Here is a 24,349-nt window from a genome sequence, read left to right on the forward strand (position 1 = left end):
AAGGAATATTACAGGATTATTACAAGGCGGTTACAGTTTCTTTTCAGTTTTCCTACCCTAACCAGCTTGCCAAAAGCCCCTGGACCAGACCAATGATCCCGCCGAGAATAAAGCCGAGCACCGTAATCATGCGAAACTCTTTTCCCGAGATGCCGACGACCATCTCTTCGATTCTTTCAGTCGGGAAGCCCTCTACCTGCCTTGTCACAATATCGCGAATCGCCAGCCGCGAAAAAATGCGTTCCACGTTTTGCTGCAGCGACTCTACCATCCATTTTGCCAGCCGCGGGACGAGGTTCGTCTGGACTGTCTCCTGAATGGGCGCGGTCAGGCGCGACAGCGGCTCATCGACCAGCCGCAGGCTCTGTTCCTCGATTTTGGCGAAAAGCGCCCGCGACCAGTCGTCGATCTGCTCGCGACCAAGCCACTCCACCAGCTCGCCGACATTTTTGTCCAGCAGCTTGTCCGCTTCCTTGCGCAAAAACTGCTGCAGGCGTCCGGCCAGCTCCGGGCTTTGCAAAAGGTCGTCGAGAGCCGGGAGAATTTTGCCGATGATTTTGTCGTCGGTAAGAAACATGCCGACCAGCCCGCCAAACATCCCTCCGCCGCCACCGAGCATGCTTTTGACCATGCTCTGCAACGTTTGCTGTCCTTCCGGTGAGTGCAGATAGCCGCGCAAACGGTCCATCAGCAGTTGGCTGACCGTCGCGAACGTGGCGTCCAGGCGCTCTTGCCCCGCGTGCGGGATCAGCTCGCGCAGCTTTGTTTCTTCATATTGACTGAGCAGATGTTGGACAAAAGCGTCCCACTTCTCCTGCACAGGAGCGCGCACGCCTTCCTTCCAGCCTCCATCCTCTGTGAACAAATCGGGAACAGCGGCAAGCAAAGCCTGACGCAACGTACGCTCGTCCGCCATCCAGTGCATCGCCAGATTGTTCATCCAGCTTGCCAGCGTGTTTTCCAGACCGCCCTGGGCAAGCGCCCGCCTGACGCCTTCTGTCGTGAGCAAATGCTCTTCCACCAACCTGCCCATTTGTATTGCGATGTCATCCCGCCTTCTCGGGATCAGTCCCGGGGTAAACGGCACCTTCCAATTGCCGATATACCAAGGCTTGAGCGGCCGGAAAAGCATGCGGATGGCCAGTTCGTTCGTGACGCCGCCAATGACAGAACCGACGCCAATATTCACTAATACTATCCATAAGTTCATAAATCCTAACAACCTTTCTTCTCTGCATGGCACCAAACGATTTGGCTACTCATACCATAGACTAACTTTATGCCTGATGGGAAGGGGATAGCCATGTCTTACGTTCCAACCATCGTCGTCGGATACGAGCCAAAGACGGAAGTAGACCTTTACCTGCCCCAGGCGCAAATGCGCAAATGGAATCTTTCTTCGCCCACCGCTACTGTCCAATTCGGAAGCAAAACGGTTCGCGCCCGCATCAGCGGCATAGATCGCAGCGGCCAAACACTCATCCGGCCCGCCGTGGCTGGGTCGCTTCGCCTCCCTACAGGCGTTCCTCTGCTGCTGCGCTACGACGCGGACCAACAAACGCTTGTTTTCGGGCCGTATGTAGGGATTCTCGTATCCTCTTACAATGCCCAATTTACGCAATCCCCGTTTGGACCGTTGTCAACTTTTTTCAACGAGCTAGCCGATATTTGCCGCAAGCGTGGAGGAATCATCTGCGCATTCCGACTTCAGGATGTCAATTGGGATGCCGGCATCGTGCGCGGCCTTGTTCGGAGAGGAGGAGTATGGCGCCAAAAAGTGCTGCCGCTGCCCCAATGTATCTATAACCGCCTCGTCTCCCGCCAAAGGGAGCGCAGCGAGCAGATGGCGAATTGGCTGCAGCGCTGCAAGGAAGCCAACATCCCCTTCTTCAACGAGCGTTTCTTGAACAAGTGGCACGTGCACTCCGCTCTGCAAAATCAGGAAAGCGCCGCCGAGCATCTTCCTGCCATGGTTCGCTTTCAGAGCCTGGGAGATTTGCGGATGATGCTGTCTACGTATCGCACTGTTTATGCAAAACCGGCAAATGGAAGCATGGGACGAGGGATTATCCGGCTGCGCCGAACGCAGGAGGGGTATCAGCTCGCCCGCCCAGGCGGGTTTGGCAAAACGTTCTCCAGCATAACCGGCTTGCACCAGTACTTGCACAAACAGACAAAAGGCAAACCTTATTTGCTGCAGCAAGGTTTACCGTTGATCGGCATGCACGGTCGGCCGACTGATTTTCGCGTGCTGGTGCAAAAAAATCGCGCAGGCGAATGGGCCGTCACATCTATGGTTGCCCGTTTGGGATTGAATCGCATCGTTTCCAATATATCCAGAGGCGGCCAGATGATGACGCCCCTTCAGGCACTGCGTGTATGTGGACCATGGGCCAGCTCCGTTCGCCCGTCTCCAGCCACGCTAAAAGAAGTGGCCCTCAAGCTGTCCGTCCTGCTTGAAGAAGCACTGCCCGGCCATTACGCAGAATTCGGCGTCGATCTCGGCGTGGATGTCCGTGGACAGGTGTGGCTTTTGGAGGTGAACAGCAAGCCTTCCAAAACCGCCAATACCATTCCTTTGCCTGAAGGCGTGGAGGAGCCGCCCCGACGCGCCCGTCCTTCCGTCGTACGCATGCTGGAATACTCATCCTACATCAGTGGTTTTCCCCGGACAGCCAAACCGAAACCAAGGGCGACAACAGGCAAATCCAAAGGCAAGAAAAACAGGCGAAGGTGACCCACATGAGAGCAGACGCGAGAAGTCTTGGCATCATGACCCGCTGCCAAGGCTCCCACTTTGTAGACAAAGGGTATTACAAAAAGCTGACGCTGTACGGACGCAAGCACGGCATTCGCGTCTTTGTGTTCTCGCCGCGTCAGGTTAACTTTTCCTCGCGAACGGTAAAAGGCTTCGAATACCGCAACGGATCGTGGCAAGCAAATGTTTTCCCGCTCCCGGCCTTGATCTACGATCGGTGTTTCGTAGGCCCAGCTTACCGCCACTATAAACCATTTGTGGAAAAGTTGCAAAACGATCGCAACATTACATTTTTGGGGCGTGGTCTGTCCGGGAAGTGGCAGGTTCACCAAATGCTGTCCAAGTCGCCGCTGCTGTCTTCTTATTTGCCGCCGACCGAAATTTTGTCGTTTGCTACCGTGCAAGACATGCTGCAAAAGCACGGAGCTGTCGTCATCAAGCCCATGGCGGGAACGCATGGAATCGGGGTCGTTCGCATCAAGGAGACAAAGAGCGGCTACGAGGCGACCGGACGGAACCGGGAAAATCGGCCGTTTCGCAGGCAGATCCGGGACACCGCCGGGCTGAAGACTTTTGTCGCCTCGTTTACCTCCGGGCGCAAATTCCTTGTACAGCCCTATCTCAAGCTGCATACCCCGGATGGCACCCCTTTTGACGTCAGGGTGCTCGTACAAAAAAACGGGCAGGGTGAATGGGAGACGACAGGAAAAGCTGTTCGCCTTGGCGACAAGCGAAGCATTACCTCCAACCTGCATGGAGGAGGCAAGGCAGAGCCGCTCTCCGCGTTTCTAGCCCGGCATTTCAAGCCTGCCGTCCACTCGCGGATCGATCAGACGATCAACCAGCTCGCACAGGAATTGCCGCGCTTTTTGGAGGATTGCCACGGCAGGCTTGTCGAGTTGGGGATTGATGTCGGCATCGACACGGCCGGAAATGTCTGGGTCATCGAGGTCAACAGCAGGCCAGGACGGACTGTGTTTCGCTTGATTGACGACCCGGTCGCCAAACGCCACTCCATTACCCAGCCCGTTCGATACGCCCACTATCTCATGAAAGAGCGCGTAGGAGGTTACTAAGCATGGAAACGTTCAGAATGCGGCTTCGCTTCCTTTCCAATCCCCGTGTCAGCGGGATCATCCTGCCGACTAATCTCTTCTCCAAGCTACAGCTACGCCATCGCCAAAAAATTACGGTCATGCTGGGCAAAAAGGAAGTCGTCGCAACCGTACTGCAAGACAAGCGAAATCCTGATTCCAATGTCATCAAAGTGACCACGCTGCTCCAGTCCGAGCTGGGCATCCCGCACGGCGGTTTGATCCAGCTCAAGCTGGAGGATTCGACGCTTCGAATCGGTCCGGCGATCGGCATCGTCACGACAGGCATTCGCAGGGACCCGCGGCAGCCGATTGGCCAGCGCACTTCTTTTTTCTACAAGCTGCTGCAGGCCCAGGAAGGCAAAGGCGTCTTTTACTATATTTTCTCCCCGCACGACGTGGACTGGAGTACCAATACGGTCAACGCCTGGTTTTTGCGCAAGGGCAAGACCGGCGGGTACTACTGGAAAAAAATCGTCACCGCCATGCCGGACGTCGTCTACGACCGGATTCCTTCCCGCTCGGCGGAAAAGCACGAAGCTGTGCGGGAGTTCAAATACAAGCTCGCCAGCTATCCGAACATGCCGATGTTCAACCAAGGCTTTTTCAACAAGTGGGGAGTCCACCAGATTCTCTACCCGAATCCGGAAGTCAACGAGCACATCCCGGAAACGTACACGTCCCCCTCGCTTGCGACTGTGCGGAATTTGCTGAAAAAATACACGATCGTGTATTTGAAGCCGAAAAACGGCAGCCTCGGCTACGGCATCGTGAAAGTCGTCAGACAGTCGGGCGGCGGCTACACAGCCTCGTATCACAACGGCAGCGGCAATGTAAAGCGGCAGTTTTCCAAGCTGTCCAGCCTGTACCAGCACGTGTTCCGCAGCCGGAGAGTCGGCAGCTACCTGGCGCAGCAAGGCATCCCGCTCAAAACCTTCCACGGACGCCCGTTTGACTTCCGCGTTCATCTGCACAAAAACCAGCAAAACGAATGGGTAGTTTCCTGCACGGCTGCCAAGGTAGCCGGCTCCGGCAGCGTGACGACGCACGTGCGCACGGGCGGTACCGTCATTCCCGGAGACGAACTGCTCCACCATCTGTACGGAAAGCAAAAAGCGCTGATGTCCGAGCGAATCAGCGAGGCTTCCATCCGCCTTGCCACGGCGATCGAGCAGGCAAAAGGCATCGACCTTGGCGAATTGGGACTGGATATGGGCATCGACATCCACGGCCATGTCTGGATGTTCGAGGCAAACTCCAAGCCCGGCCGCTCCATCTTCAAGCACGCCCGGCTCAAGCAAGCCGATCAGGAGTCCCGCAAGCTGCTCGTCGACTACAGTTGTTATTTGGCCAATTTCTAGGCGATAGACAAACAGCACCGTTTTTCAGGAAGGAGGAACACCCATGCTTCAGCAGCGCTCCGGGTGGCTGACCATCCTCCCCAGCGGCAAATGGTTCATCCAGCTACCACGGCAAGCTCTAGGCAAGCGGTCGCAAAAGAAACTGTTCGCAAGCCTCGGTCCGTTTTCGCACAACAAAAGGGTGTACACGGGCTTGCCCGCGATGCAGCCAGGGCGGTTTCGAACGCGGATCAACTGGAAAATGATGAACGACTCGCTAAAGCTTGGCCCTCTGATTGGCATTCTGACTGTTGGCGAGGGCGCAGCGTTTTTGGGTAATCGCGAAAACTTCAAGGACATCTCGCAATCTGGCAAGCGTTGGGGGGCGCTCGTGTACGTCTTCACTCCGCAAGGCATCAACTGGGAGAAAAAGAAGGTACGCGGCTATTTGTACAATCACAAGCAAAATCTGTGGCAGGAAGTCGTTCTCCCCTTCCCGCACGTCGTCTACAACCGCATCCCTACCCGAAAGGCAGAGCAGCGTCCCGAAGTCAAAAAAGCTTTGGCCCGCATCCACGAGATGCCGAACGTCACCTTGTTCAATCGCTGTTTTTTCGACAAGCAAGAGCTTTTCTCCATGCTAAAAAAGTACCCCGAGGTGCATGCGTTTCTCCCGGAGACGAAAAAGCTCGATACGCTCGCCCGCTTCAAAGGCTTTTGCACCGAGCATCGCTTCGTCTACCTCAAGCCGGTGCGCGGCAAGGCCGGGGAAGGGATCATGCGGGTCGAATACAAAAACGACGGCTGGCGGCTTCAGCGGCTCAAGGAACAACGGGCCGTCACGCGCCGCTTTTCCAATCTGGAAGATTTGTGGAAGCACGTAAATAGCCACGTCCGGCAGCAGCGGTACATCATGCAGCAAGGCATCCGCAGGGCACGCTTCAACGGCAAGCCTTTTGACGTGCGGGTACTCGTGCAAAAAAACGGCCATGGCGAATGGGGCGTAACCGGCGTCGGAATCAGACGCTCCGGCTCGCAAAGCATCACTACGCACGTCCCGCGCGGCGGCTCCATCCACTCCTTGTCTTCCGTCCTCCAGACTTTGTTCAAGGCTGATCCGGAAAAGATGGAAAAAAAGATTCACCAGACAGCGCTTACGATCGCAAGCACGCTGAACGAGGAGATCAAAGACCTGGCTGAAATGTCGATGGACCTCGGCCTGACAGAAGACGGCAGCCTCTGGTTTTTTGAAGCGAACGCCAAGCCGGAGAAGTTCGATGAGCCTTCGATCAGGCGCTTGTCGCTGTCCAATCTCATCCACTACGCCCAGTACGTATCCAGACTGCAAAGCGGGCGTGAAGCCGCAGCAGGGTAATCGCCATGAAAAAATCGTTGAAATACGTGATCTTACCTCCGCAAGCACTGGCTGAATCTCAGGCGACTCTGGTGAGATTTGCCCGTCAGGAAGGGGATCGGCGCATCACCAAGCACGCAATCGACTGGCTCTCGCGCCTGACCCCCAAGCTGCTTTCCAAAAAGGATTCCAGTGTCGCTCTTGCCATGAACGGGAAACGCGTCGTTGGCTTGTTCGCCGTTTCCCGCTGTGGACTGGGTCAATCCTTCCTGGTTGTAGATAAGCGCTACCGCAATCGGGGAATCGGCAAAGCGCTGACGACGCTCATCTGTCAGCGCTTGCCCAAACTGTACGTGCGCGTAGCTCTCGATAATGAGGCAAGTCTTACCCTTTTTCGCACCATGGGCTTCGAGCCTGTCAAAGCGAGCATCGGGCCAACGGGAAAGCCTACGCTCTGGTTCGCTTTTGGCCACTGGAATCCCACCGATTTGCAGGAACATGCCGGATGATGTCCGGCATGTTTTTTGCCATGCGCTCGTCGATTTCTTCACTAATGCGAATTCTTTTGCTTCATCCGTTCGTGCATGAGGAAACCTTCCTTGGTAAAAATACTCTGCAGGAGGTGGTCTTTCCCATGACCTACACAAACAACAACAATAACAACCAAATGCAATCTCAACAGCAACAACAGTTCCTCGGAGCGATGAGCCCATCCGGAGCTATGTTCCAGCCAGGCTTCGCCGGAACAAACGTCCAGGAAGTTCAACACTGGAACCATGGCGGACATGCCCAATCTATCGGGACTCCTACATACGGCATGGCTTCTGGTGGCGGAGCGAGCGGTGCTCAATCGATCTTCTCGCCAGGATTTGCGGGTACGAACGCTCAGGAAGTACGTCAGCAAAACCACAGCTACCAGGCTCCGCAGCAGCAAGGCTATGGCCAGCAACAAGCGTATGGCCAACAGCAACAACAGCAAGCGTATGTGCCAAACCAGGCATTCAACGCCATCATGCATCAATCCGGCAACTACGCGCAGACGCAGCCTTCCTACAACCAAGGCTACGGATCCGGAGCAGGCTCGATCTTCTCGCCTGGCTTCGCTGGCACGAACGCTCAGGAAGTGCGTCAGCAAAACCAACAAGGCTACACAGGCTATCAAGGGTTTGCAGGCCAACAGCAGCCGTACACCGCTCAAGTCGCTTATCCTCCAGCGCTGACTGGCAGCATCTTCTCCCCTGGCTTTGCCCATACAAACGTCCAGGAAGTGCGCCAGCAAAACCATGGCGGCGGCTATGCTGCTTCGCTTCCGCAAGGCGGCTTCGGCATGCAAGCTCAGTACGGCCAGCAGCAACAACAGCAAGCTCAGCAATACCAGCAACCGCTCGGCTCGGGAGCGCACTCGATCTTTTCTCCCGGCTTTGCTGGCACTAACGTTCAGGAAGTACGCCAACTGAACACGCCAGGCCAGGCAGCTCCACACACTGGCTCCATCTTCCCAGGCAGCTTCTAAAAAGTCGCCGGGCAAAGGCTTTGCCATGCCTTCTGGCTTGGCTTCAGCACCAAAAAAAGCGTGACCATCTGCGGACGGTCACGCTTTTTCATTTGGGGACAGCCTGCGCTGTTCCTCTATCGCGGCGTACAAGGCATGCAACTCGACCAAGCTCGACTCGTCCACGGTAAACGTGAAACCGTCGAATAGGTAGGCATCCTGTTCGATCCCCGGGCAAGACCAGCCGGAGCCAAGAGCGGTGAACTGGGCAGCTACACACGCCTCGGTCTGCTCTAACTGTTCGCGCACGGCTACATGCCGTTCCAGCGCGGCCCGAAACGTGTCCATCACGAGCGCCAGCCGCTCATCCTGCCGGGCCAGCCGATAGAGAGCCAGCTCGATCTGCAGCCAGCACGTCACGTAAAAATGAAACTCCAAAAACAACGTAGTCAGCGCCGCTCGCAGCGGACGGTCATCCCCGCTCGTCTGCATCTGCTCCCAGCAGGCGTGCGCCTCCCGCTTTTTTTCCTGGATTAAGTCGTAGTGACTGACAGCACCGCGGTAAAACTTGCGGACCACATTGTACAGCATCTCGGGTGTCCGAGACGGAAGACCTCTGTGTCTGTTGGGCACATCACGCATGTATCGTTCCCTCTTTTCAAACGACCTTCGTCTTCCTATTGTACAACATTCGCGTTCCGGCGGTGTGCTTCCTTGCTTTCAGGCTGCCGTCCCTTATTCCTTGCCGTTTTTCCAGTAATCGTAGGCGTGAATGGCATGCCCCATGAACGAAGAGTACGGATCCAGCGCTTTTGTCACCTGTTCCAACTGCCGATGCATCTCGCTCATTCCTTCCTCGTAGAACGAAATGCCGTTCCCTTCGTGACTCTCCTTTGTCTCGACTGCGACGACGATCTTTTTTCCGATGCTCTGCGCGTATTTCACCTGATTTTCTACCAAGCCGACGATGCGATCCGCCCGATCGCGAAAAGCCATTAAAGTCGTATGGTCCAACTGCTCGATCATCCAATGGGAAAACGGCGTGTCCGGCTGTCCCGGCACAGACGTATTGTCCAGCCAGGCGGCAAGATCGACGCTCGCTTCCAGTTGGCCGTCCTGCTTCGTCTCCGCGACAAACGCCTGAATGTTTGCCATCCACTGGCGCAATACGTTGTCTTTATCCTCTCGCCAGACAGGCATCACATACGGCTCGATATCGAGATGGATGCCTTGAAATTGCTCGCCTGACTGTACCGACTGGTTGTACGCTTTCACCCAGTTGACGAGCTTCATGATTTTCCCTCTGCTCTCTGCCAGTGCCCAGACCGGATGGCCGCCCATGGCGTGCACCTCGATGCCCGCCGATCGGGCCTCCCGCACGAAATCGCGGTAGTAGGAGTGGGGTTGCTCCAAATCCAGGCGAACGTAGAGCAGATTGACGCCGTTTTGTTCGGCAAAGGCGAGGATTTCCTCTTTTTCAGTGCCGATCAGCTCAGCGCGCCAAATATAGGTGCCTTTGTAGCGCTCTTTTGTGACCGGAGCCACCGGGAGAGCCTCCTTCCAATAGCGGTAGTCGTGGATCGCGATACCGGAGTAGGACGGATGGTCGCCCAATTTTTCGGGCAAAAGCGCGAGCTGTCGATTCATCTCCTCTACGCCTTCCTCGGCAAAAGAAGCGTGGTCGTCGCCGAGCTTTTTCATGTTGACGGCAATCATCACCCGCGTGCCCAGCTTGTCCGCTTCTTTCAGTTCATCCTCCACCAGTGCCAGAATGCCGTTTTTCCCGGACAGCGTATCGCGGTAGGCCATGATGCACACCGTGTCAAACTGCTCGATCATCCATTGCGACACCGATACAGACTGCTCGCCCGGAACGGGAATATCGTCGAGCCAAAAGGCGAGCGCCACGCTTGCCACAAGCTCGGGCTGTTTTTTCACTTCGCTCGTAAACGCCTGCACATTGGCTTGCCACTCCCGGATGATCCGCTCGCGATCCGTCTCCCAGAACGGCAGCAAGTACGGCTCGATGTCCAGTTGAATGCCGCGGATGCGCTCGTCTTCCGCCGCTTCGAGGTTGTAGTTTTTCACCCATTTGACGATATTCATCATCCGCTTTTCGTTGCTTTTAAGCGCCCAGGCAGGGTGTCCGGCCACGGCGTGCACCTCCACGCCCATCGCATTCGCTTCGCGGATAAAGGCGCGGTAGTAGTCAAACGGCTTGTTCATTTCGATCCGCAAGTAAATCAGGTTGATCTCGTTGCTTTTGCAAAATTCCAGAATTTCCTGTTTTTCGTCTCCGATGATTTCGGATTGCCAAATCCACGTGGCTTTACTCTTTTTTTCCGCCGGGGAAAAGCCGAACAGAAAGCCGAGCGTCAGGCAGAGAACACTAAGGTAGATAGGCGCGGCTTTCATCTGTGCTAGCTACTCCTCTCATTGGCTTCTATGCTTCGTTTCCAGCTTTCGTAGTCGTGAATGGCGCTGCCTGCGAACGCCGGGTTGCCGGACAGCTCCTGCTGCAAAATCGCCAGTTGGCTTTTCATCTCCGCCGGACCGTCGTCGTAGAAGCTCACATGCGAGCCTTCCGCCGATTCCATAATGTTGACCCCGACGATCACCGAGCCTTTTTTCCGCGAGTTGGCGTCGGCTACGATCTTTTTCACAATCTCGACAATGCCGTTGTCTCCCTGGGCGCGGTTGCGGTACGCCATCAGCGTGATGCTGTCGAGGCGCTGCACCATCCAGTTGCTGACTTTTTCCGAGCTTCCCGGGACGGAAACGGAGTCGATCCAGAACGGCAGGTCTGCGCCCACCGCCAGATCGGTGTCCTTCTTCGTCTCGGCCACGAGGTACGCGACATTTTTCAGCCATTGGCGCACGACATCCTGCTGCGACTCCTTCCAGGCGGGCAGCAAGTACGGCTCGATATCGACGTGGATGCCACTAAAGCGCTCGTCCGCCCTGGCGCTCCTGTTGTACGCTTTCACCCAGGAGATCAGTTCGTCGATGCTTTGGCGGTTTTTGGTCAGCGCCCAGTTGGGATCGCCGCCCAGCGCCTCCACCTGAATGCTGGCCTGCCCCGCTTTGCGGATGAACGTCCGGTATGCCTCAGGCGAAACGGCGGTCGGCTCTACATGGAGATAGATCAGGTTGATGTCGTTTTCCTCGGCAAACGCGATCATTTCGTCCGTCTGCGTCTCGATTTGTTTGGCGTCCCAAATCCAGGTGGCTGTCGTCAGGGCAGCGCGAGAGTGGTTGGAGAGCACGAGCATGAGGATGGAAGCGGCCGCAAAAATCGCCATCCCGGCCCATAGCGGCCCGTATTTTCGCAGCGCCCGCATCAATTCAGGCCGTGATCCTGCCCGTTTGTCGTCGCTGCCACCTCAACTGCCGCCCTGTCTGTGTACGCGCTCCCGTCAAATGAGGAAAACGGCGGAACCCGCGTGTAATCCTCGACGACCATATCCTTGACGTGGGCGTGCGGCCCAACCTGGCAGCCTTCCCCGATCTGCGTTGTGCCAAGCAAAAACGTTCCGGGGTACAGCACCGTATCGCGCCCGATCGTCACGGCCGAGTCGATGTACGTAGCGGCCGGGTCGATCATGGTCACGCCGCTCTTCATGTGGCGCTCGTTGATCCGCTTGCGCATGAGCCGCTCCAGGTGGGCGAGCTGCACGCGGTCGTTTACGCCTGAGCCTTCCTCCGGATCTTCGGTAACGTGTGCGGCCACCAGTTCTCCCTGCTCCTGCAAAAGCGCCAGGACGTCTGGCAAGTAATACTCGCCCTGCGCGTTCTGATTGGAGACGTTCGGGAGGGTCGCAAAAAGCTTTCGATTATCGAAGCAAAAGATGCCCGTGCTGATTTCGTTCACCTTTTTTTGCCCGAGGGTCGCGTCCTTTTCCTCGACGATTTTGCGGACATCGCCGTTCTCGTCGCGAATGATTCTTCCGTAGCCGGTCGGGTCTTCCACGATGGAAGTCAAAACCGTCGCTGCCGCCTGCTTCGACTGATGGTAGTCGAGCAGACGCCGCAGCGTTTCGCTTTGCACGAGCGGCGTATCGCCATTGAGCACGATCGTCACGCCGTTTTGCTCGGCGAGGATGTCTTTGCTCATCCATACGGCGTGCGCCGTGCCGAGCTGCTCCTTCTGCTGCGCGTATTGCACGCTGCTTCCGAGCTGCTTTTTCACGGCTTCGGCCCCGTGACCGACAACGACAACCAAGGTATGTAGTGACAAAGGCTCCAGTGCCCCGACGACATGCTCGATCATCGGCTTTCCGCACAGCGGATGCATGACTTTGTACAAGGCAGAGTTCATTCTGGTTCCTTTTCCTGCTGCGAGCACTACTGCGTGTATGTTCATCCTGTCGCCTCCACTCTGGCCAGCCGGTTAGATGCATGCTGGCCTTGCTGGATTTGCTGTTCGAAGTACGGCTTCAATTCATCAGTCAACGTGTGGATCATCATGTTCAAATCTACGTCTTTCCTCTGCACGCCTAGCTGATAGGCCTGGAGCATGATCTCCAGCAAAATCTCCTGGTTCAACTCCCGCTTCGAGGTGCTCATTTACCCGTTCCTCCTCGCAAGTCCATATGGTGGTTCATAACGATAGACGGATTCGCTTACTCAACTGTTACACTTTTTGCCAAATTGCGTGGACGATCTACGTCGTTGCCCAGCACGACAGAAGTGTAGTAGGCGATGAGCTGCAGCGGAATGACGGCGAGCACCGGGGTAAACAGCGCATCTGTCTTCGGAATCAGGCAGACGTCATCCACCGAGCGATGCAGATCGACATGATCCTCGTGCGTGATGCCGAGTACGTTGGCACCGCGCGCCTTCACTTCGGTAATATTGCTGATCATTTTCTCGTGCAAAGCGTCCTGCGTGGACAGGGCAACGACCCGCGTGCCTTCCTCGATCAGCGCCAAGGTGCCGTGCTTCAGCTCCCCTGCGGCATACGCCTCCGAATGGATATAGGAGATTTCCTTGAGCTTGAGCGAGCCTTCCATGGATACGGCATGGTCAATCCCCCGGCCGATGAAAAACAGATGGCGCTCGTCCTTGATCGCTTCAGCAAACTGGCGAAGCTGCTGGGCATGCGCGAGAATGTCCTCTACCTGTCCAGGCAATTGTTGCAAGCTCTGAATCAGCGAAGCGATCTCGGCTGGTGCAAGCGCCGCTTTTTCCTGCGCCAAGTACATTCCCCACAAATAGAAGGCGATGAGCTGGGAGGTGTACGCTTTCGTAGAAGCGACGGCGATCTCCGGTCCGGCATTGGTCGTGATGACTTCATCTGCCTCGCGGGCAATCGAGCTGCCGACTACGTTGGTAATAGCGAGCACGACAGAGCCGTTGCGCTTCGCTTCCCGCATCGCCGCCAGCGTATCTGCTGTCTCACCGGACTGGCTGACAGCAATCGTCAACGTGTTTGGCCCGAACAGCGGGCGGCGGTAACGAAACTCGGAGGCCACGTCGACCTCGACCGGGATGCGCGCAAGACTCTCGATCACATGCTTGCCGATCAGACCTGCATGGTAAGCTGTGCCGCATGCGACAATGTAAATTTTCTCGATGCTGCGAATCGTTTCGGCTGGCAGTTGCAGATCAGGGAAAACAACCTTCTGTCCGGCTTCGTCGATACGGCCTGTCATCGTGTTGCGCAAGGCGCGCGGCTGCTCGTGGATTTCTTTTTCCATATAATGCGCGTAGCCGTCTTTTTCCGCTTGCTCCTTGTTCCAGTCAATCCGGACGAGATCGCGCTCTATCGGCTCGTCTGTCGCCAGGCTCATGACCTGCACCGAATCTCTGGTCAAGACGGCCAGATCGCCGTCTTCCAAAACGTACACGTCGCGCGTATGCTCCAGGATGGCGGGAATATCGGAGCCGATGAAGTTCTCGTTTTCGCCTACCCCGATAATCAGCGGACTTGCCATACGGACTGCGATCAGCTTGTCCGGCTCATACTCCGACATGACGCCAAGGGCAAACGCCCCGCGGATTTTGCCTGCCACCTTGCGCACCGCAGCGAGCAGGTCGCCGTCGTATTCGCGGGACAAAAGGTGGACGATCACCTCCGTATCGGTCTCCGAGCTGAACGCGACGCCTTGCTCGATCAGCTCCTGCTTGATTTCCAGGTAGTTTTCGATAATGCCGTTGTGCACGATGGAAAATTTTTGCGTCTGGTCAACGTGAGGGTGAGAGTTCTCATCCGATGGCCGCCCGTGCGTCGCCCAGCGCGTGTGGCCGATGCCGATGGAGCCGGAAAGCCCGGACTTTTCCGTCTTCTCCACGAGGACGTCGATTCTGCCTTTTGCCTTGCGTACGGCGATCGACTTGCCGTCGCAGACCGCGATGCCAGCCGAGTCGTAGCCTCTGTATTCCAGCTTGCGAAGTCCGTTAATCAAAATGGGTTGTGCTTGTCTGTACCCGATGTATCCCATAATTCCGCACATGTTTGTCCTTCCTCCTTCGGTCGTGCTTGTTTGTGTGTGGCGCTCGCCCGCCTGTTAGGCGAGCAAGCTCACGACTTCCTTTTCTTCCTGGATCGCAACGGATGTGCCGATGCGGTAGACGTTCGGGTTGGTGATGCCGTCGAAAGCGTTGCGCGTATCAATAATCGCGACGCCCAAGTCAGCCAGCTCCTGGTAGTGGAAGCACTTGTGGTTGGTGATGAGCACCATGCAATCGTACGTCTTGAACAACTCGTAGTCGTTTTCAATCGAGGACACGACCTGTCCCTTTTTATTCACGAAGCTTTGCGCATACGGGTCGTAGTAGTCGACCTGCGCCCCGCTCTTTTTGAACAGCTCGTAAATTTCCAGTCCGGGAGATTCGCGCAAGTCGTCGACGTCCGGCTTGTAGGCCATGCCCAAAATGAGAATGCGCGAGCTGTTGATCGCTTTCGCGTAAATATTGAGCACCTGTGCTGTCTTGTTCAGCACGTAATCTGGCATGTTGTCATTGATAGATTGGGCAATCTCGATGAACTGGCTATGGAAACGGTAGCCTTTCGCTTTCCACGACAAATACATCGGATCGAGCGGTATGCAATGCCCACCGATCCCGGGTCCCGGATAAAACGGCATGAACCCGAACGGCTTGGTCGATGCGGCCTTGATTACCTCCCAAACGTTGATGCCCATTCTGTCGCACATCATCGCCATTTCGTTCATGAACGCGATGTTGACGCTGCGGAACGTATTTTCCAAAAGCTTGGACATCTCCGCCACTTTTGGCGAGGAAACCGGAACGACTGTTTTGACCAGGTTGCCATAGAGAAGTGTCCCAAGCTCGATGCAACGCTCCGTCGTGCCGCCGATGATTTTCGGCGTATTGTACGTGTTGAACTTGCGGTTGCCCGGATCGACCCGCTCAGGCGAGTAGCAGAGGAAAAAGTCGACGCCTGTGACGTAGCCGAGCTTTTCCAGCTCGCGCCCGATCAGCTCTTCGGTCGTTCCCGGATAGGTCGTGCTCTCCAGTGTGATGAGCAGTCCTTTGCGCATGTATTGCTTGATTTGCTCTACCACATTCGTGATGTAGGACGTGTCCGGGTCCTGGTTCGGGCTGAGCGGTGTCGGAACGCAAATGCTGATCGCATCCAGTTCCTCGATCGCGCGATAGTCCGTCGTCGGGAAAAAGCGCCCCGTCGCCAGGCATTCCTGCAAGGTTTCGTTGGAGACGTCCTGCACGTACGACTCTCCTTTTTTCAAGCTCTCAATCTTTCCGGCGTGCAGGTCGATCCCGACGACGGTGTACCCGCTCTTCACCGTCTCTACCGCGAGCGGCAGCCCGACATACCCAAGCCCAATCACCCCGATTTTCGCTGTCTTTTGCCCAAGCAGTTGCTGGAGTTCCTCGTATCTTGTCATCCTCGTTTCTCTCCCTTTCTCTTTATGAATTTCTATGAAATCAAGCGTTTGACTCTGGCTTCCAGCTCGACTGGCGAAAATGGCTTCGTGATGTAATCGGAGGCGCCCAGGGCAAACGATTTTTGCACATCTTCCTCCAGGCGTTTGTCTGTCAGCACCATGATTTTGCTCATCGCTTCCTGGCCGAGATGCCTGATTTTCTCCATCAGTTGATAGCCGCTGACGACAGGCAGGTTCAGGTCTGTAATCACCAGGTCGTAGGCGGCTTCGCGGAATTTTTCCATACCGTCCATCCCATCGTGAGCGACGGTTACCTGGTAGCCTTTGCGCTGTAGATAGATGCGCAAAAACTCGTTGACCGTCTCATCCTGATTGACGAGCAAAATGCTTGCCGGCTCCTGCTCGCGGTTCGCCGCGTGCTGTTCGTAAACCGTGATGCTTCCCAGCTCGCTTGCGTCCTTCATCTCCTGAATCATTCGCATCAGCATTTGCGCCGAGGAACGAGAGCTTTCCGGAAAGCTGGCGATCAACAACCCGCCTGTCAAAAGCTTGCGGCCGAGCAAATAGTCTTTGACTTGCAGCGCGTAAAAATGGGTGTCTGCGAGCTTTTTTTGTTCCAGCAAAATGCCGAGTATATTTTTGCTTTTGTCATGCGCAAAATGCATGGTCATGGTGTCTGCCAGTTGCGCTTCCATATCCCTTTTGACCAATTCCAGCGACTCTGCGGAAAAGTTTTTGCAAGATGCCAGGATAACCCCGCACGCCATGCGGTTCTCTTCCATCTTGCTTAACAATTCATAGAAAGCAGGTACGAGATTACTCATCATCAAGCCTCCAAACTGGAAATATTTTTGTTGTTTTTGGACTGCCAGCTCGTCCGGGTCATCGTTCCCCACGAGTTGTTGTTGCGCAAATATTCAATATGTCCGAGGAATCTCCAGATGACGCCGATTTGCCGATAGCCAAAAAACATCAGGATTGTATAGAAAAGCATTTTGACGATGTCCCGGAAGCGCGGGTATCGCCGAAACGCGATTTCCTCCAGCAAGATCGAGCCGATCCCCAACAGTACGCCATACAGCACGTTGAGCAGACCGTAGATCAAAAGAACGTGGCTGTTCGTCATGTCCAGCATCGTATAACCGATGAGCGCGAGCAGACCCGTGATGCGGAAATACGGATTCAACGTTTCAAACAAAATGTTGAAGGGCAAAGTCAGCATCCCGAACAGCTTGTATTTCGGGCGAAAGACCATGTGCTTGCCGTATTCGATCATGTTTTTCAGGTTGCCGCGTCCCCATCTGCGGCGCTGGCTGCCGAGAATCTTCAGCGAGTCCGGCGCTTGCGTCCAGCAAACGGCATCCGGGCAAAACGCCACCCGGTACGGCAAGTTGTTTTCCAGCATGTATTTGTGCAGTTTGATAATGATGTTCATGTCCTCGCCGGGATACCCCTCGCGATAGCCGCCGACCTTGACGACGTAGTCTTTGCGGAACACGCCGAACGCACCCGAGACGATAATCAAGCCGTTGATCGCGCTCCAGCCGATCCGCCCTCCGAGAAACGCCTTCAAGTATTCGACCGATTGCATCATCGGCAAAAACTTGTCTGGCAAACGAATGTCTTTGACGACGCCGTTTTCGATCTTGCAGCCGTTGGCGATCCGGATGTCGCCCCCGATCGCCACGGTTTCCTCGGGATTTTCCATGTACACCTTGGCGATGCGGATGAGTGCGTCTTTTTCCAGCAAGGAATCGGCGTCAATGGAAGCGATCAGCGGGTAGTGCGACAGGTTGATGCCCGCGTTCAGCGAATCGGCTTTTCCTCCGTTTTCTTTGTCGATCAAATACAGATTGGGGAACGCCGGATTGTGATAGATTCCCCGTACACGCGAGGTTTGCAGCAGCGGCTGGACAGGCATGTGCTGGGAGATTTTCAGCGAAAACTCCTCGATGAGCACCTGCAACGTATCGTCCTTCGATCCGTCATTGACGACGATCACTTCGTAGCGCGGGTAGTTTAAGGCGAGCAACGACCGGACGTTTTCGATGATCGTCAGCTCTTCGTTGTACGCCGGGACCAGAATCGAGATCGGCGGTACATGCTCCGAGCCGGACAATGCCTGGAACCGCGAGTAAATGGAGTTTTTCAGAATCCCCATGATGCTCTTGAACGAAAACATCATGATGATGAAGTACAAGGAATTGATCGCGATGACGTAGTACATCGCAAACATTCCGTAATAGAGCAGAAACTCTCTCATGCTGGCCTCCTTTCTTCTAGCCTTCCATCACCTGAACCGTAGAGATCGTTTTTTTGTACGACTTGCGGTACAGATGCAGCTTTTCGTTGTACGCCAGTTGCTGTTCTGTGCTGCTTTCTTGCTCCAGACGAAGCTTTTCTTTTTCCAGCTCCTCCAAAATAATTTGGTGCGCCATGTCGACTTTGTGGCCGAAGCGCTCTTCCCGCAAAATCTCGCACAGCGCCGCAAAGCCTTCTGTGTGCATCTGTGCCAGACTGCGCGCACTGTGATGGCGCACCCACCAGTTGCTGTCCCCGACCGCTTTTTTCAGCGCGGGAATGTAGGCGGCCAGTTGCAAGGCCCCGATTGCTTTGGCGATCAGTGCGCGTATTTCCCAGTCTTTGTGGTTCAGGAAATCTTTGACCGTCTGTTCGCTTAAATACCTGACGTCGCGGCACATGAGCTTCACGGCCTTGATGCGCACTTCTTTGTCCGGCGACATGACCAGCTTGGGCAAAGCCGGCTCCAGGCCAGTCTGCGCGTGCACTGAGAAGCCGATCAGTCCGATTTTGACCAGCTCCGGGTCTTTGTCGCGGATAAACTCGGTAAACAGCGAATCGGTATCCAGTTGGGAGTCGCTAATCATGTCGACGATGAGCTGGTGGACGTTTTTCTTCGCCCGGACGACGAACTCTGCCATCTGCCGCAGATCGCCGTTGTCTCGGGCGCATTTGGCAATCGCCCGGGCAACGATGAACAGGCTCGGATCATTGGCGCTACTCTTTTGCAAAAGAGCGAGCAAATCCGGTGCGGCCTGCCGGGAGCGCATGACTCCCAGGTTGTAGGCGGCGTCGACTCGCGTCCATTTCCAGCCGCTTTTCAGCCGTTCGAGATCGAGGGCGACCAGCCCCATATCCTCGCACAGCCGGATCAGCTTTTCCCGGTGGACGCCAGTAAAGCGCTCCAACAGCTCAAACAGCTTTTTCTGGATCAGTTGCTTTTCTTTTTGCGTCGGGTCGCCATAAGGCACTTTCAGGCGTTCTTCCTCTTCGCTATAGGCCTGCAAGTAGACGAAGTAGTCGCGGTATTTTTCCTGGCAGCGCCGCGCCTGTTTTTCTGCCGATATGTTCCGCAGCTTCAGTGCGAACAACGCAAGCAAGCCCAGTACGGTCAACCCGCATAGTGCGTACACGAAGACAATTGCCATCGCCAATGGTGTTTGCACGTTTGCCACTCTCCTATCCAACCTTTTACGGTTGCGCTTTGTCTTTGTCTGCCACAGGGGCAACTATCTCTTTGAATGCTTGCTGGATGATGGCATAGCTCTGTTTCTTCCGCTCGTGATAGCCGACCTGCTCCCAGGCTGGCCACGAATAGAGCGGAAGCTGTGTCACCGGATAAGGAGAAGGCCATTCAGTTTTGCCGACGATGCTTTTCGTCGCGCGGTCTGCGAGAACCGGCAGCAGGCGAATCCCTTTTGTCGTGTTCGTCGCAAAGTTCTTGCCTTCATCCTGGTAGCTCATCACCGTAAGCGAGCTCGGGTCGGTAAAGCCAAGCAGCATCCACGGCACTCTCAGCTCGACCACATCGCCTTTTGCCTGCCAGGCTGTGCGCGAGTCGTACTGCGGGTCTGCAGCATCCGTCGTTCCTCTTGGCAGCCTGCCAACCACGACCTCTTCCAGCGGGTAGTATTTTTTGCTGTCCGGCGGCTCCATTTCCAATCCAACCGCAAGCTTCCACGGCTTGAAAATGCCGGAGTCGTCCTGCTGCTCCTCTGCTTTCACTTCAAGCATCCCGTACCGTTTGCCGTAGAGGCGCGTGTGAAAATCGTAGTTGGCCGCAATCTGGATTTGGCTTTCCTCCGGTTTTCCCAGCTCGATCAGCGTCTCCAGCCCTTCGTCGAGCGTAAGGCCGGGCAACTGTGCCGCGTGTTTGTTGCCGCCCGGAGTCGTGTCCACGCCCAGGTAGAGCTTTTCTTTTTCCGGGTCAAACGCATGCGCAAGCTTGGCGAGCACGTACACGTAACCTTCGTCGTGCGTCATCCAGATTTCGTCGATGCCGGGGACGCGGATGTCGAGGCGCTGTTTTTCCTCCGGCTTGAGCTGATCCCAGTCGGCGCGGTCGCCGTCGATCGCGAGCACGCCTTCTTTGTTCGGGTACATCCCCAGTACGCCAAACAGCGACTCGTTCGTCAGCACGTTGATCCAGAAGGAGCGGCGGTCTTCGGGAAGCTCGAAGCGCATCGTGTTCCACGTTTTTTTGAACCATTCGTCCTGCCAGACGAACAGGATGCCGCCCGCGTAGCCCTCCTGGTGAATCTCGCGCAACAGCGCTGCGTCGATCTCTCCCTGCTGCCGCTCGGAATGCCCGCCCTGATTGCGTCCGAGATTGCCGAAGTGGGCGACTCCGATGGATGCCGGAACGCCAAACTCCGTCACCATGATCGGCATGTTTTTGTGATGCTCCTTCAAAAGCCGCAAGTACGCTTTGTACGAATCGACCTGCCCGTCGTCATTTTTCACCTGCTGCAAGGCCGGATCGTAGCGGAACAAATCCGGGTAGTACGGATACACGTGATAGGAAGCGAAGTAGCCTGCCTCCCAGTTTTTCGGCTGGATATGGGTCGGATCGACACTGACGAGATCCTCGTGATACAGCGGTTCGCCCGGATGGGACAGCGGATCGGTAGTCACCCAATTGGTAAACGTCATCGGGTGCTGCCAGCCGTACTTGCTCTCTTCCGTTGCGACGGTGTCGACCATTTCCGCGAGCCACGTCTCAAAGGCGGTCGCCTCTGCCGTCGCCTGGAAATGCTTGCCCTGATACGGCGGCAGCTTTTGGTGCAGGCGGTTGGTGTTTTGCACCATCACAGGGTCCCACTCGGTGCCTGTATGCCAGCCGATCAAGTACTTGCCCGCATTGGCGCGGTATGTACCGCTCGCTTTTCCTGATTTTTCAGGCAAAGTGACTTCCCCGTACACAGCGCCGACTGCGTCTTTGATCTCTGCCCGAAACTGTTCGCGAATCTCGGGCAAGTACGCATCTTTCTTTTCGATCAAAAGTTCCTCCGGGCTCCAGATGCCTTGCATCAAGTAGAGCGGATCTCCTTCTTTATGGCGGTTGTATTCCACAAGCGCCTCGTAAAAGACAGGAGGATGAATGGTATATACGCGGATGACGTTCGCTCCCATCTCGTCGATCATGGCGAACCAGCGCAAGTAATCGTCTTTGGTAATAGGCAGCTCGCCAGGAAAATGACCCGGCAGCGACGCGCCCAGATTGACGCCTTTGACAAAGAACGGCTGCCATTTCTCATCGCGGAACACTTCGATCTGCTCGCCTGACGTCCGAAATTTCATCTGAACGCCAGCCGTCGTCTCCATGCTCTCGACCCGGTCCGCGTCCCAAAACCACCAGATGGCGCTTGCCCCTGCCAGCATCAAGGCAGTGAGGCTCGCCCAACGCCAGCGTCTATTCTTTTTTGGTTCCAATTCCCGTCAACCTCCGATATGTTACCGCGAGCTTTCTTTTCAACGGAAACGGCCAAGGCCGTTTTGTCGACCGCAGGCGGTCACATCTCCTTTTATGCTCCTTTTATGAAAAGCGCCGAGGTGTTTTCGCACGTCGAGACGTTTCTCACAGATTCAGAAAAACGATGCCGACGCGCGGCTTCTACGTCAGCGGGCGGTTACCGGCTTTCTCTCGCCCAAACGTCACTGTCATTGTAAACATAGGGGGCAAACCGTTCCCATAGACGAAATTCACTAATGTCTGTTTTATGGTTTTGTCATGAAACTGTAATGGAGAGGCAGATTCGCCCCCATCGTCCTACATATTTTGGTGCGAAGTCCTGCAACCCGCCCCTCCATCCGGCCCATCATTTTTTGACAATTAGGTACATGTGCTTGAAGCTTTCATTTTGCGAATGCCCTGAAAAATGGTAGGTTGCTACTATTTGGAAATCGCACAAATTTGCCAATATCGTTTTTTCTTTACACAAAAAATACAGGAAATTGGATGGAAAAGCGGTTTCGGGACGGAGAATGGCCCGGATGCTGCGTGAAGCGGGACTGTGGCTCTATCACGAGTGTCCGGGTTTTTTAAAAGGAAAAGCGCCTCGGTCGGACTCAAGGCGCGGGGCTCCGATTTTTTTACCATAAACAAAAAAGACAATCCCCCGCCTCCATGAGACGGCGGGATTGCCTTTTCCCCTCTTGCTCGTTGATGAAATTGTGTTCAATGAGATTACAAAGTTTTCATTCCTGGCTTCCAGTTTGCAGGGCACAGGCCGCCTGCCTGGAGAGCTTGCAGGACGCGGAGTGTTTCGTCTACGCTGCGGCCCACGTTCATGTCTGTTACGACCTGGTAGCGCAGGATGCCGTCCGGGTCGATGATGAACAGGCCGCGATGGGCTGCGCCGGTTACTTCGTCGAGGACGCCGTAAGCGCGGGCGGTTTCTTTTGTGAAGTCGCTTGCCAGCGGGAAGTTGACTTCGCCAATGCCGTTCTGGTCGCGCGGCGTTTTGATCCAGGCGCGGTGTGTGTGCACGCTGTCGGTGGACACGCCCAGCACTTCGCAATCGAGATCTTCAAATTCGTCCATGTTGTCGCTGAAGGAAGTCACTTCCGTCGGGCACACGAAGGTGAAGTCGAACGGCCAGAAGAACAGGATCAGCCATTTGCCTTTGTAGTCAGCGAGCGTCACGCGCTCGTTCAACGTCTCCATGTTTTTGGTTGTGAGCATGTTGAAGTCCGGTGCCGGTTTTCCTACTTGAAGCTGTACAGTTTGTTGTTGGGTGGTCATACGTAATCGCTCCTTTTGCGGTGTCTTGGATTTGGTCAGTGACAAAACGGGCTGCTGCCGAGGCGACAGGTTACTGTGCCGTTTCTTCCAGGGAAGCCAGTACTTTTTTGATGCGGTTCGGGTTGAAGCCCAAAATTTTCTTTTCGCCGATGACGGTCAACGGTACCGACATCACGCCGAGGCGGCTCAGCTCTTGCGCAAATTCTTCCTTTTCGTCGATGTTGCGCTCTTCAAAAGAAATGTTTTGTTCCGTCAAATACGTTTTCAGTTGCTTGCAGAAGCCGCAGTTTGTGCTGGAATAAACGATTGCTTGTACCATGTATCCATCTCTCCTTTTATGTTGGGGGAATTATTTGTATTGGGGAACCACTTTGGAACGTTTGTGAATGTACTTGTCCACGGCCATCGCCGCAATCGCACCGTCTGCCGCTGCCACGACGGCTTGCTTGACCGGGGTTTTGCGCACCTCTCCGGCTCCGAACACGCCTGGAACAGAAGACTGCATGTATTCGTCGAGGATCATGAAGCCCTCGTCATCGAGCGGAACCTGGCCGTCGAGAAAATCCGTCCCCGGCTTGCTGCCGGACAGGAAGACGAACACGCCGTCTACGGAAAGCACTTCCTCGTCGCCTGCCGCATTGCGGATGCGCAAACCTTCTACTGTATTCGTGCCGACGATCTCCAGTGGGCGGGTGCGGTACAGGATGTCTGTTTTCGGCAGCTCCGGCACCTCCTCCACGCCTTGCAGATCGGCGCGCGGCACCAAAAACGTAATTTTGCCCGCAAACTTGGTCAGCGCATGGGCTTCCTCCAGCGCTTCCTCCGTATCGCCAATCACGGCGACATGCTTGCCTTCATAAAACGCTCCGTCGCACGTCGCACATGTGCTGACGCCGCGTCCGAGCAGAGCTTCCTCTCCTGGCAGCATGCGGTTGCGCCCTTTTGAGCCAGTCGCCACGATGACCGCTTTTGCTTCAAACGTGCCGTGCGCGGTAAAAATGCTTTTGACTTCGTCCTCGACATCGACGGCTGAAATCGTCGTCTGGATAAACTCGGCACCGAAGCTCTCCGCCTGCCTGCGCATTTTGTCGAGCAGTTCTTTTCCCGTCAGTTCGCCTTCCACGCCAGGGTAGTTGGCGATTTTATGTGTCAGGGCAAGCGCACCTGTGCCTGGCGCCTTATCGATCACCAGCGTTTTCAGATTCCCCCTGGCTGTATATATCGCAGCGGATGTACCAGCCGGGCCGCCGCCGATTATGATTACATCGTACATGAATGGCTCCCCCTTTCTTTCTCTCAATTTATAATTATTATTAACTAGGAACAGTTCTCATTTTACTAGATATCAAGTAAAAGTCAATATCTTTTTATAATAATTTTAAATAAGTGATTTTT

At 55.3% G+C, this 24,349-nt stretch carries 21 protein-coding genes; 6 read left to right on the plus strand and 15 right to left on the minus strand.

The window, feature by feature from the left end; translation table 11 throughout:
- Positions 1-52 precede the first annotated feature (52 nt).
- Entirely contained in the window at positions 53-1,210 is a 1,158-nt protein-coding gene (locus AC3WQH_RS08805) for a DUF445 domain-containing protein (RefSeq protein WP_122952875.1), read from the minus strand.
- Between the two features lie 93 nt (positions 1,211-1,303).
- Here AC3WQH_RS08805 and AC3WQH_RS08810 point away from each other — a divergent pair, with 93 nt between their 5' ends.
- The 6 genes from AC3WQH_RS08810 (at position 1,304) to AC3WQH_RS08835 (ending at position 8,059) form a co-directional block, all read left to right on the plus strand.
- Positions 1,304-2,737: a YheC/YheD family endospore coat-associated protein gene (locus AC3WQH_RS08810; protein ID WP_005831408.1), complete on the plus strand. Its 1,434-nt coding sequence runs from the start codon at positions 1,304-1,306 to the stop codon at positions 2,735-2,737.
- A gap of 5 nt (positions 2,738-2,742) precedes the next feature.
- Positions 2,743-3,834 (plus strand): YheC/YheD family endospore coat-associated protein, encoded by a 1,092-nt coding sequence (locus AC3WQH_RS08815; RefSeq protein WP_007782712.1) that lies wholly within the window; start codon positions 2,743-2,745, stop codon positions 3,832-3,834.
- Between the two features lie 2 nt (positions 3,835-3,836).
- Positions 3,837-5,213, plus strand: a complete 1,377-nt coding sequence (locus AC3WQH_RS08820) for a YheC/YheD family endospore coat-associated protein (protein WP_005831411.1) — start codon at positions 3,837-3,839, stop codon at positions 5,211-5,213.
- A 43-nt stretch (positions 5,214-5,256) separates the two neighbouring features.
- The gene (locus AC3WQH_RS08825; protein ID WP_429779099.1) at positions 5,257-6,567 is read left to right on the plus strand and encodes a YheC/YheD family endospore coat-associated protein; all 1,311 of its coding nucleotides are present in this window, start codon (positions 5,257-5,259) and stop codon (positions 6,565-6,567) included.
- A 5-nt stretch (positions 6,568-6,572) separates the two neighbouring features.
- Positions 6,573-7,055: a GNAT family N-acetyltransferase gene (locus tag AC3WQH_RS08830; RefSeq protein WP_005831415.1), complete on the plus strand. Its 483-nt coding sequence runs from the start codon at positions 6,573-6,575 to the stop codon at positions 7,053-7,055.
- Between the two features lie 125 nt (positions 7,056-7,180).
- Positions 7,181-8,059 carry a hypothetical protein gene (locus AC3WQH_RS08835; RefSeq protein WP_025846807.1) on the plus strand — a complete coding sequence of 293 codons (879 nt, stop codon included), beginning with the start codon at positions 7,181-7,183 and terminating at the stop codon, positions 8,057-8,059.
- Positions 8,060-8,137: 78 nt separating this feature from the next.
- Here AC3WQH_RS08835 and AC3WQH_RS08840 read toward each other — a convergent pair whose 3' ends face one another.
- The 14 genes from AC3WQH_RS08840 to AC3WQH_RS08905 all read right to left on the minus strand — a co-directional run bounded on the left by AC3WQH_RS08840 (position 8,138) and on the right by AC3WQH_RS08905 (position 24,227).
- Complete coding sequence (locus tag AC3WQH_RS08840; RefSeq protein ID WP_026557909.1) at positions 8,138-8,680, minus strand: hypothetical protein; 543 nt, start codon at positions 8,678-8,680, stop codon at positions 8,138-8,140.
- A 93-nt stretch (positions 8,681-8,773) separates the two neighbouring features.
- The gene (locus AC3WQH_RS08845; protein WP_492331988.1) at positions 8,774-10,453 is read right to left on the minus strand and encodes a hypothetical protein; all 1,680 of its coding nucleotides are present in this window, start codon (positions 10,451-10,453) and stop codon (positions 8,774-8,776) included.
- A 5-nt stretch (positions 10,454-10,458) separates the two neighbouring features.
- On the minus strand, positions 10,459-11,379 hold the full coding sequence (locus tag AC3WQH_RS08850) for a hypothetical protein (RefSeq protein WP_122952877.1): 921 nt from the start codon (positions 11,377-11,379) through the stop codon (positions 10,459-10,461).
- Positions 11,379-12,401 carry a bifunctional UDP-N-acetylglucosamine diphosphorylase/glucosamine-1-phosphate N-acetyltransferase GlmU gene (glmU, locus tag AC3WQH_RS08855; RefSeq protein ID WP_327991052.1) on the minus strand — a complete coding sequence of 341 codons (1,023 nt, stop codon included), beginning with the start codon at positions 12,399-12,401 and terminating at the stop codon, positions 11,379-11,381. Before glmU ends, AC3WQH_RS08850 begins: the two co-directional genes overlap by 1 nt.
- Positions 12,398-12,604, minus strand: a complete 207-nt coding sequence (locus AC3WQH_RS08860; RefSeq protein WP_005831426.1) for a hypothetical protein — start codon at positions 12,602-12,604, stop codon at positions 12,398-12,400. The genes glmU and AC3WQH_RS08860 overlap by 4 nt, the downstream gene beginning before the upstream one ends.
- 56 nt (positions 12,605-12,660) lie before the next feature.
- Positions 12,661-14,493: a glutamine--fructose-6-phosphate transaminase (isomerizing) gene (glmS, locus tag AC3WQH_RS08865; RefSeq protein WP_005831428.1), complete on the minus strand. Its 1,833-nt coding sequence runs from the start codon at positions 14,491-14,493 to the stop codon at positions 12,661-12,663.
- A gap of 54 nt (positions 14,494-14,547) precedes the next feature.
- The gene (locus AC3WQH_RS08870) at positions 14,548-15,909 is read right to left on the minus strand and encodes a nucleotide sugar dehydrogenase (RefSeq protein ID WP_005831430.1); all 1,362 of its coding nucleotides are present in this window, start codon (positions 15,907-15,909) and stop codon (positions 14,548-14,550) included.
- Between the two features lie 32 nt (positions 15,910-15,941).
- Positions 15,942-16,733 (minus strand): response regulator transcription factor, encoded by a 792-nt coding sequence (locus AC3WQH_RS08875; RefSeq protein ID WP_007782738.1) that lies wholly within the window; start codon positions 16,731-16,733, stop codon positions 15,942-15,944.
- A gap of 2 nt (positions 16,734-16,735) precedes the next feature.
- Positions 16,736-18,172 carry a glycosyltransferase family 2 protein gene (locus tag AC3WQH_RS08880; RefSeq protein WP_026557914.1) on the minus strand — a complete coding sequence of 479 codons (1,437 nt, stop codon included), beginning with the start codon at positions 18,170-18,172 and terminating at the stop codon, positions 16,736-16,738.
- Between the two features lie 16 nt (positions 18,173-18,188).
- A complete protein-coding gene (locus tag AC3WQH_RS08885; protein ID WP_005831439.1) occupies positions 18,189-19,376 on the minus strand; it encodes a HEAT repeat domain-containing protein in 1,188 nt (395 codons plus the stop codon).
- Between the two features lie 25 nt (positions 19,377-19,401).
- Complete coding sequence (locus AC3WQH_RS08890) at positions 19,402-21,642, minus strand: hypothetical protein (protein WP_492331989.1); 2,241 nt, start codon at positions 21,640-21,642, stop codon at positions 19,402-19,404.
- A gap of 754 nt (positions 21,643-22,396) precedes the next feature.
- Positions 22,397-22,954, minus strand: coding sequence for a peroxiredoxin (locus AC3WQH_RS08895; protein WP_005831441.1), 558 nt, complete (start codon positions 22,952-22,954; stop codon positions 22,397-22,399).
- Positions 22,955-23,024: 70 nt separating this feature from the next.
- A complete protein-coding gene (locus AC3WQH_RS08900; RefSeq protein ID WP_005831442.1) occupies positions 23,025-23,273 on the minus strand; it encodes a glutaredoxin family protein in 249 nt (82 codons plus the stop codon).
- A 30-nt stretch (positions 23,274-23,303) separates the two neighbouring features.
- Positions 23,304-24,227, minus strand: a complete 924-nt coding sequence (locus AC3WQH_RS08905) for an NAD(P)/FAD-dependent oxidoreductase (protein ID WP_005831444.1) — start codon at positions 24,225-24,227, stop codon at positions 23,304-23,306.
- Positions 24,228-24,349 lie beyond the last annotated feature (122 nt).

The organism is Brevibacillus sp. FW301-21C12A (assembly GCF_058788915.1).